The following is an 8739-nucleotide window of genomic DNA, read 5'->3' on the forward strand; positions in this document are numbered from 1 at the left end:
CTGACGTCGCCAGCTTCGGTTTCTGAGCGAACGGACAGTCAGGAAAGCCAGAACGTGTCGTGTTCGAGCATGAACGCGGCACGTTCGTCATCGGTCATCGAACCGAGCCCCGGGAGGCCCTCGAAGTAGGCCTCCCGGGGCGCACCGGGCGCGAAATGCAAAAGCATCTCGGCCGGCGCGCCGGACTCGTTGCGGAACGCGTGCACGCCGCCCTCCGGAACGTGCACGAAGTCGCCCGGTTCCGTGTCGATCCAGCGCTTGCCGTCATAAATGCGCACCGAACCGCTCAGGATGAAGAACGACTCCGAGATCGAGCGGTGGAAATGCGGGTCCGGGCCGCTGGGCTGCGGGCCCATCACCCAGCGGTACAGGCCGAACTGCCCGTTGGTCGACGCACCCGTCGCCAGGTAGTGCACGGTGTTGCCGTTGGCGTACGTGAACTCCGGCGCCGTGGTGACCGGCCGGTAGGTGGCGTTGAGCTCGCCGTTCTCGCCGTGGTACTTCGGTGGTGGATACGACATACCCTCACCCTACGGACTCGCGAATCTTGTGCGCGGCCGCGACAACATTCGTGAGCGCCGCGCGCACCTCCTCGTAGGTGCGCGTTTTGAGGCCACAGTCCGGATTCACCCAGAGCCGCCCCGCCGGGATCACCTCGAGCGCGGCGCGCAGCCGGGACCCGACCTCGTCGACGTCCGGGATCCGTGGGGAGTGGATGTCGTACACCCCGGGGCCGACCCCGCGCGTCAGCCCCTCGATCGCGAACCCCGAGCGGGCTGCCTCGATGCTGGTCACGTCCGCGTCCAGCGCGTCGATCGCGGCCAGCACCGCGGGCGCGTCCGAATAGCACAGGTGCGTGTGGATCTGGGTGCCGTCCGCGGCGCCGGCGGTCGCCCGGCGGTACGCGGCCACGGCCCAGGCCAGGTACTCCGGCTGGTCCTCGCGCCGCAGCGGCAGCAGCTCGCGCAGGGCCGGCTCGTCGACCTGGATGATCCGGATGCCGGCCGCCTCCAGGTCGCGCACCTCGGCCCGCACCGCGTCGGCGACCTGCATCGTCACGTCCCGCAGCGGCCGGTCGGGGCGCACGAACGACCAGGCGACGATCGTCACCGGCCCGGTGAGCATGCCCTTCACCGGCCGCTCGGTGCGTGATTGCGCATAGGTCGCCCAGCGCACCGTGATCGGTTCCGGCCGGTGCACGTCCGCGTGCAGAATTGGTGGCCGGGTGCAGCGCGAACCGTACGACTGCACCCACCCATTGCGCGTGACCGCGAATCCGTCGAGATGCTCGGCGAAATACTGCACCATGTCGTTTCGCTCAGGCTCACCGTGCACGAGCACGTCCAAACCGAGCGTTTCCTGTTCGGCGATGACCCGATCGATTTCCCTCCGGATCCGGATTTCGTACTGCTCCAGAGGCATCGTCGCCCGCGCCGCCCGCAGATCACCGGTCTGCGGGAACGAGCCGATCGTGGTGACCGGCAGCGCGGGCAACCCGAGATCGGCCTGAGCCGCGACCCTGACCGCATACGGCGACCGGCACTCGACTTCGATCGCGCCCTGTTCACGCGCACCTTCCGGCAACGTCTCAGGCGCCGCTTCCCCGCCCGCCAGCGCCGTCAGCAGCCCCGCGCCAGTTTCGGTGTTCGTTTCTGCACGTGGCTGTGTCGTCCGCGTCTGCGGCTCGATCTCGACGTTCGTTTCTGCGCGTGCCTGCTGCGCTGGCAGCGGCTCCGTCTCGGTCCCGGTGTTCGTTTCTGCGCGTGCCTGTGTCGTTTGCGGCCTCGGCTCGTGCGCAAGCGCCGCTTCCACGCGCGGCTGCTGCGCTGGCAGCGGCCCGGACGTGGTCTCGAGGTCCGTTTCCGCAGCCGGTCGCGCCGGACCGGGGTTGTTCCCAGGTTGCGCAGCGGCGGGCGGCTTCGCCGGCAGCGGCCCGGGCCCGGCGAGCGCGACGACCTCGGCCACCTTCTCCTCGGCGAACGCGAGCCGTTCGATCAGCCCCGCGGGCAGTTCCGACTCCCCGCGCAGGGTGTACGGGACGTGCAACAGCGAGCACGACGTGGACACCGCGGTCGCCCCGGCCTGCGCGAGCAGCCACCGAGCCGCGTCCAAGTCTGTGCGCCAGACGTTCCGCCCGGACACAACCCCGCCAACCACGGTGCGTCCTTCGAACAGCCGCAGATTCGGCGGGACCCCATGCGTCAGATCGACCGCGACCCCATCGACCGGGGCCACGGACAGCGCCGGCAGCGCGGCATCGGCGTCCCCGAAATACGAGGCGACGAGCAGCTTCGGCCGGCGCTCCAGCGCGGCGAGCCGCCGGTAGGCATGCCGGATCGCGGGCGCCCCGCCGTCGACGACGAGCGCGGGCTCGTCCAGCTGCACCCACCGCGCACCCGCCTCTGCAAGCTCGCGCAGCAACTCGCCGTACACGTCCAGCAAATCGTCAAGCCGCTCCAGATGCCCCTGCAGGAACGTGACCGGGCCGAGCAGGACGGGCCGCGTCTCGTAGCCGAGCTCGCGCGCCTCCCGCAACTCCGCCAGCGGCTTGTCGGCCACCGCCCGGAAGCGCGTCTTCGGCCCGATCTCGGGCACGATGTAGTGGTAGTTCGTGTCGAACCACTTCGTCATCCGCAACGCCGGAACGTCATCGGTCCCGCGCGCCATCGCGAAGTACGGGTCGGCCGCATCGCGATACCGATCCGGCACCGCATCAACGGCGACGGCAGTGTCCAGCACGTGGTCGTAGAGCGAGAACGTGTTGGACGGCAGCCCGGCGAGCCCGAGCTCGTGCAGCCGGTGCCAGCTCTCGGCGCGCAGCCGGCGCCCGGTCCCGTCGAGCGCCGCACGATCGATGCGCCCCGCCCAGTAGTCCTCGAGCGCGCGCTTGAGCTCGCGCCGCGCCCCGATACGCGGATACCCGAGCACGGTGGAGATGGGAAAGTCTTCGTTCACAGCGCGCATCGTGGCCGTACGAACGTATTCGCACGCGATCGATAAGCGCCACGAATAGCCGATCCCGCCCGCTCGGACCGCGCAGCACCGCCCCACGCCAACGCGGCCACAGACCGGTTCCCTGACAGCGACACTCAATCACGCCCGGCCATCACCGGTTCGTGGCCGCAGCCGACGGGTGAGCCGGGCCTCCGCGATCGATAAGCCGCGCCTGGGCCGGGCGCGGTGCGTCGGTGTTCATTTGCGCGCGGTCGCGGGCGCGTTCTTGTCGCGTCCGCTGGCGGTTCGAACACACGCGATCGATCAGCGATGCGTGGTCGATACTGGTCGGCGTGGCGGCGCTGCGGGACATCGAGTGCTTCGCGCTGGTAGCGCGGCACCGCTCGTTCTCGCGCGCGGCCGCCGCGCTCTCCCTGTCGCAGCCGGCCGTGAGCCAGGCGATCGCCCGCCTCGAACGCGAGCTCGGCCGGCGCCTGTTCGAACGCACGAGCCGGACCGTCGAGCCGACCGCATTCGGCGACGCGCTGCTGCCGTACGCCGAATCCGTCCTGGCTCAGGCCGCGGCGTTCACGGCGGAGGCGGCGCGACTGGCCGTACCGTCGCCGACCGGCATCCGCCTCGTGTACGCCCCCGTCGCCGGAACGTTCGCGGCACGCCTGGCCCGCCGTCTGGCCGGCCGCAAACCAGGACTGGACCTGACCCTGGTGCCGGGCGGCTGGTCGGCCGCGACCGCCGAGCTGACCCGCGCGCCCGACGGCGCGGCCGCCCTGATGTGCGCACCGTTCCCGCCCGGATGCGCGAGCGCGGCCCGCTTCCAGGTGCCGCTGAGCCACCTGGCCCTCCCGTCCGCCGATCCGCTCTCGACTGCAGGTTCGCTCACAATCGAACGCGCGGGTCGACTACTGCTGCCGCGCGGCCTGCCACTGCCGGTCGGCGTCCGCCTGGCCCCGGAGGCGGTGGACGACCCGGCGTCCGCGCTCGACCTGGTCGCGGCGGGCCGGGGCGCCCTGCCGGTACCGCAGCTGCTGGTCGACACCGTGCGACGCCCCGATGTCCGTTTCGTCCCGCTCGCCGGTCCGGTGCCGCGGCTGACGTTCGCGCTGGTGTGGCGGGCCGAGACGGCCGGCGAGGAGCTGATGGCGCTGGTACAGGCGGCGCAGGAGGCCCTGCGGCGATGACCGCACGGCGGGAGGAGGCCTTGTCGCCACAGGCCCAGAAGCAGGTACGGCGCGGTTCCGGTAGAGTTGAGGCCCCATGACTACCGTCGACCGGCCGCTGCGGATCGTCCGGACCTATCACCCCCGCCGGGGGCGGCTCAGCGGTCGGCATTTCGACGCGCTGGAGCGCCTTGCTGCGCGGTACACCTTCGAAACCGGATGGAACGTCGACGTCCTGGAGATCGGGTCCGGGATGGGTGAGGCCACCGCGCGCATGGCCGCGGCCGACCCCGGGCGGCGGTACCTGGCCGTCGAGGTCCACACGCCCGGCGTCGCCAACCTGCTGCACCTGATCGACGAGGCCGGGCTCCGCAACGTGCGCGTCGCGGCCGTCGACGCGTTCGAACTGCTCGCGAGCCACATTCCTTCCGGCAGCCTCGCCGCGGTGCACGTGTTCTTCCCCGACCCGTGGCCGAAGGCACGCCACCACAAGCGGCGGCTCATCGTGCCCGAGCGCGTCGCCGTGCTGCGCGACCGGCTCAAGCCCGGCGGCGTGCTGCATTGCGCAACCGATGACGCCGGATACGCGCAGGCGATGCTCGAAACGCTCACCGCCGATCAGGAATTGGTGAACGTTTACGACGGATTCGCGCCGCGTCCAGCGCACCGGCCCGTGACCAAGTTCGAACAGCGTGCGCTGCGCGCTGGTCGGCCCTCCTTCGACGTGATGTACGAGAAGCGATGACGAATCTTGCCGCGCGGGTCCCCAGGAGCGGCGACCCCGATGCCGTCTTCGAGGCGTTCTCAGTCTGGGCGCAGGAACAGGGGCTCAGCCTGTACCCGCACCAGGAGGAGTCGCTCATCGAGATCGCCACCGGGGCGAACCTGATCCTCAACACCCCCACCGGCTCCGGCAAGAGCCTCGTGGCCGCGGGTGCGCACTTCGCCGCGCTCGCGAGCGATCGCACAACCTTCTACACTGCGCCGATCAAGGCGCTGGTGTCGGAGAAGTTCTTCGCGCTCGTGGACATGTTCGGCGCCGAGAACGTCGGCATGCTCACCGGCGACGCGAGCGTCAACGCGGATGCGCCCATCATCTGCTGTACCGCGGAAATCCTCGCCAACATCGCACTGCGCGATGGTGAGCGAGCCGACGTCGGCATCGTCGTCATGGACGAGTTCCACTTCTACGCCGACCCGGACCGCGGCTGGGCGTGGCAGGTGCCGCTGATCGAGCTGCCGCAGGCCCAGTTCGTGCTCATGTCCGCCACGCTCGGCGACGTGACGCGGTTCGAGGAGGACCTCACGCGCCGCACCGGGCGCGCGACCGCGGTCGTGAAGAACGCGGAACGGCCGGTGCCGCTCATGTTCACCTACTCCATGGACCCGATGCACGAGACGATCGAGGAGCTGCTCTCCACGCGGCAGGCGCCGGTGTACATCGTGCATTTCACGCAGGCCGCGGCGCTCGAACGTGCACAAGCGCTCATGAGCGTGAACGTCGCCACTCGCGCAGAAAAGGACATGATCGGCGAGGCGATCGGCAACTTCCGGTTCACGGCCGGCTTCGGCAAGACCCTGTCGCGGCTGGTGCGGCACGGGATCGGCGTGCATCACGCGGGGATGCTCCCGAAGTACCGCCGCCTCGTCGAGACTCTCGCCCAGGCCGGGCTGCTCAAGGTCATCTGCGGCACGGACACGCTCGGCGTGGGCATCAACGTGCCCATCCGCACCGTGCTGTTCACCGCACTGTCCAAATACGACGGACAGAAAACGCGGCTACTGTACGCGCGGGAGTTCCACCAGATCGCGGGCCGAGCGGGCCGTGCCGGCTTCGACACCATCGGCACCGTGGTGGTGCAGGCGCCCGAACACGTCATCGACAATGAGCGAGCGCTCGCGAAAGCGGGCGACGACCCCAAGAAACGCCGCAAAGTGGTGCGCAAGAAGCCACCGGAGGGCTCGATCGGCTGGGGCCGGCCCACGTACGAACGGCTCGTCGAGGCCGAGCCGGAGCCGCTCAAGTCCAGCTTCCAGGTATCGCACGCGATGCTGCTCAACGTGATCAGCCGCCCCGGCGACGCGTTCGTCGCGATGCGCCACCTGCTCACCGCGAACCACGAGGACGCGCACTCCCAGCGGCGGCTCATCCGCCGGGCGATCGCCATCTACCGCGCGCTGCTGGCCGGCGGCGTGGTCGAGCAGCTGCCCGAGCCGGACGAGGAGGGCCGCCGCGTCCGGCTCACCGTCGACCTGCAGATGGACTTCGCGCTCAACCAGCCGCTGTCGCCGTTCGCGCTGGCCGCGATCGAGCTGCTGGACCGGGAGGCGCCCGGCTACGCCCTCGACGTGCTCTCCATCATTGAGTCCACATTGGACGATCCGCGCCAGGTGCTCTCCGCGCAGCAGTTCAAGGCGCGCGGCGAGGCGGTCGCGGCGATGAAGGCCGACGGCATCGAGTACGAACAGCGGCTCGAACTGCTCGACGACGTCACGCACCCCAAGCCGCTCGTCGACCTGCTCGACAACGCGTACCACCTGTACAAGCAGGGGCACCCGTGGGTCGCCGACTACGCCCTGTCGCCCAAGTCCGTCGTGCGCGACATGTTCGAACGTGCAATGACGTTTGTCGAATACGTCGGATTCTACGGATTGTCGCGCTCGGAAGGACTGGTGCTGCGGTACCTCGCCGACGCCTACAAGGCCGTGCGCCAGACGGTGCCCGAGGATGCGCGCACCGAGGACCTCACGGACATCATCGAATGGCTCGGCGAGCTCGTTCGCCAGGTCGACTCCAGCCTCATCGACGAGTGGGAGCGGCTGCGCAACCCCGGCGACGTCGAGGAGCGCACACTCCGCGACGACAAACCGCCGGCCGTCACGCGCAACCTGCGCGCGTTCCGGGTCCTGGTGCGCAACGCGCTGTTCCGCCGCGTCGAGCTCGCGGCGCTGCGCCGCTTCGACGAGCTCGGCGAGCTCGACGGGGAGGCCGGCTTCACGGCGGACGCGTGGCAGGACGCGGTGGAGGCGTACTTCGAGGAGTACGACTCGATGGGCGTCGGCCCGGACGCGCGCGGCCCGGCGCTGCTCGTCATCGACCAGAAGCCGGATCGCTGGCACGTGCGCCAGATCTTCGACGACCCGGAGGGCGACCGCGACTGGGCCATCACGGCCGAAGTGGACCTGGCCGAGTCCGACGCCCAGGGCGCCGCCGCGGTCCGCATCGTCTCGGTAGGCCCGGCCAAGGGCTTCTAGGCTGCTGCTGCCTTTCCGCCCTCTGCCTTTCCGCCTCTCTGTCCTCGGCCCGCTGTCCCTGACCCGCGGCCCTTGCTCCGTGGCTCCTGGTCTGCGGCCCTTGCTCTGCAGCCCCTGGTCCGTGGTTCTTGCTCCGCGAGCCTTTGGCTGCGGCTCCTGGCTCCGGCCCGGCGCTTCGCCTCGCGCTCGTTTCAATGTCCGTTCGTGCTCGTTTCTGCTCGACCTGGTTCGCCTGAGTTCGCTAGGCGGCGGCGGTCAGCACCTGCAGCGCATGCGTAACCGTTTCGGCCATCTCGTCTCGCGCATCCCGGAGGTACTTGCGCGGATCGACGACGTTGGCATCCCGCCGAATCGCCTCCCGGATCGCCCCGGTGAACGCGATGTTCAGCGCCGTGCCGATGTTGACCTTCACCAGCCCGCCCCGCACCGCCGCGCGCAACTCGTCATCAGGCACCCCCGACGACCCGTGCAGCACGAGCGGAACGGCGACCGCGTTGCGGATACGCGCAATGAGGTCGTGATCGAGCCGCGCATCCTGCGTCGTCATCGCATGCGCGGACCCGACCGCGACGGCGAGCGCGTCGACCCCGGTCGCGCGAACGAACTGCGCGGCCTCGTCCGGATCCGTGCGTACCCCAGGCTTGTGCGCACCGTCCTTGCCCCCGACCTCGCCGAGCTCGCTCTCCACCCACAGCCCACATGCATGCCCGCGCGCAACGGCCCGAGCAGTGGCGGCGACATTGCCGGCGTACTCGAGCTTCGAAGCGTCATACATCGCCGACCCGAATCCGTTGCCGGCCGCCTGATCGAAGAGCTCGTCACTCTCCACGTGGTCGAGATGCAGCCCGACCGGCACGGACGAGAGCTCGGCCACCGCCTTGGCCGCCGCGGCAATGGGCGCGAGCCGCCCATGATGAAACCGCACGGCGTTCTCGCTGATCTGCAGAATGACCGCACAACCAGCGGCCTCGGCCCCGGTGACGACGGCCTCGGCATGCTCGACGGTGATGACATTGAACGCCCCCGCCCCCACCCCACGACGCTTGGCGTCGGCAACAATCTCACCGGTCGGGGTCAACATCGGAACTCTCCTCGTTCAACTCTGTTCGTTCGTCTCCGAAATGCACACCAGCAGGCGCTCGTTCGTGCTCACTGAGGCCGCGCAACTCCACCGGCGCTCGCTCGTGCCCGTCCAGGCCGCCCAAATCCGCCTGCGCTCTCTCATGCCCGTCCGGGCCGCGCGCCTCGGTCGGCGTTTGCTTGTGCTCGTCGGCAGCGCGCGCCTCGGTCGGCGTTTGCTTGTGCTCGTCGGCAGCGCGCGCCTCGGTCGGCGTTTGCTTGTGCTCGTCGGCAGCGCGCGCCTCGGTCGGCG

The 8739-nt window shown here is 70.0% G+C and carries 7 protein-coding genes; 3 read left to right on the forward strand and 4 right to left on the reverse strand.

Features of this window, described 5'->3' with window-relative positions:
- Positions 1–38: 38 nt before the first annotated feature.
- Positions 39–521 carry a cupin domain-containing protein gene (locus ABT369_RS24740; protein WP_350615276.1) on the reverse strand — a complete coding sequence of 161 codons (483 nt, stop codon included), beginning with the start codon at positions 519–521 and terminating at the stop codon, positions 39–41.
- Between the two features lie 4 nt (positions 522–525).
- Positions 526–2955 (reverse strand): 5-methyltetrahydropteroyltriglutamate--homocysteine S-methyltransferase, encoded by a 2430-nt coding sequence (locus ABT369_RS24745; RefSeq protein ID WP_350615278.1) that lies wholly within the window; start codon positions 2953–2955, stop codon positions 526–528.
- Between the two features lie 332 nt (positions 2956–3287).
- Between ABT369_RS24745 and ABT369_RS24750 the strand changes: the two genes are divergently transcribed.
- The 3 genes from ABT369_RS24750 to ABT369_RS24760 all read left to right on the forward strand — a co-directional run bounded on the left by ABT369_RS24750 (position 3288) and on the right by ABT369_RS24760 (position 7367).
- The gene (locus ABT369_RS24750; RefSeq protein WP_350615280.1) at positions 3288–4133 is read left to right on the forward strand and encodes a LysR family transcriptional regulator; all 846 of its coding nucleotides are present in this window, start codon (positions 3288–3290) and stop codon (positions 4131–4133) included.
- 76 nt (positions 4134–4209) lie between these two features.
- A complete protein-coding gene (trmB, locus tag ABT369_RS24755) occupies positions 4210–4857 on the forward strand; it encodes a tRNA (guanosine(46)-N7)-methyltransferase TrmB (RefSeq protein ID WP_350615282.1) in 648 nt (215 codons plus the stop codon).
- The gene (locus ABT369_RS24760) at positions 4854–7367 is read left to right on the forward strand and encodes a DEAD/DEAH box helicase (RefSeq protein WP_350615284.1); all 2514 of its coding nucleotides are present in this window, start codon (positions 4854–4856) and stop codon (positions 7365–7367) included. The genes trmB and ABT369_RS24760 overlap by 4 nt, the downstream gene beginning before the upstream one ends.
- 241 nt (positions 7368–7608) lie before the next feature.
- Here the strand turns inward: ABT369_RS24760 and ABT369_RS24765 are convergent, their stop codons facing one another.
- Positions 7609–8448 carry a class II fructose-bisphosphate aldolase gene (locus tag ABT369_RS24765; RefSeq protein WP_350615286.1) on the reverse strand — a complete coding sequence of 280 codons (840 nt, stop codon included), beginning with the start codon at positions 8446–8448 and terminating at the stop codon, positions 7609–7611.
- Positions 8429–8739, reverse strand: a 311-nt coding sequence (locus ABT369_RS24770) for a hypothetical protein (RefSeq protein WP_350615288.1), incomplete at its 5' end; no start/stop codon positions are given. The genes ABT369_RS24770 and ABT369_RS24765, both read right to left, overlap by 20 nt.

Source organism: Dactylosporangium sp. NPDC000244, assembly GCF_040300725.1.
GTDB lineage: Bacteria > Actinomycetota > Actinomycetes > Mycobacteriales > Micromonosporaceae > Dactylosporangium.

What these genes read in the sequence shown, in the direction of transcription:
- ABT369_RS24740 (WP_350615276.1), bottom strand. Translation starts at nt 521, where the DNA reads ATGTCGTATCCACCACCGAAGTACCACGGCGAGAACGGCGAGCTCAAC.
- trmB (WP_350615282.1), top strand. Translation starts at nt 4,210, where the DNA reads ATGACTACCGTCGACCGGCCGCTGCGGATCGTCCGGACCTATCACCCC.
- ABT369_RS24760 (WP_350615284.1), top strand. Translation starts at nt 4,854, where the DNA reads ATGACGAATCTTGCCGCGCGGGTCCCCAGGAGCGGCGACCCCGATGCC.
- ABT369_RS24765 (WP_350615286.1), bottom strand. Translation starts at nt 8,448, where the DNA reads ATGTTGACCCCGACCGGTGAGATTGTTGCCGACGCCAAGCGTCGTGGG.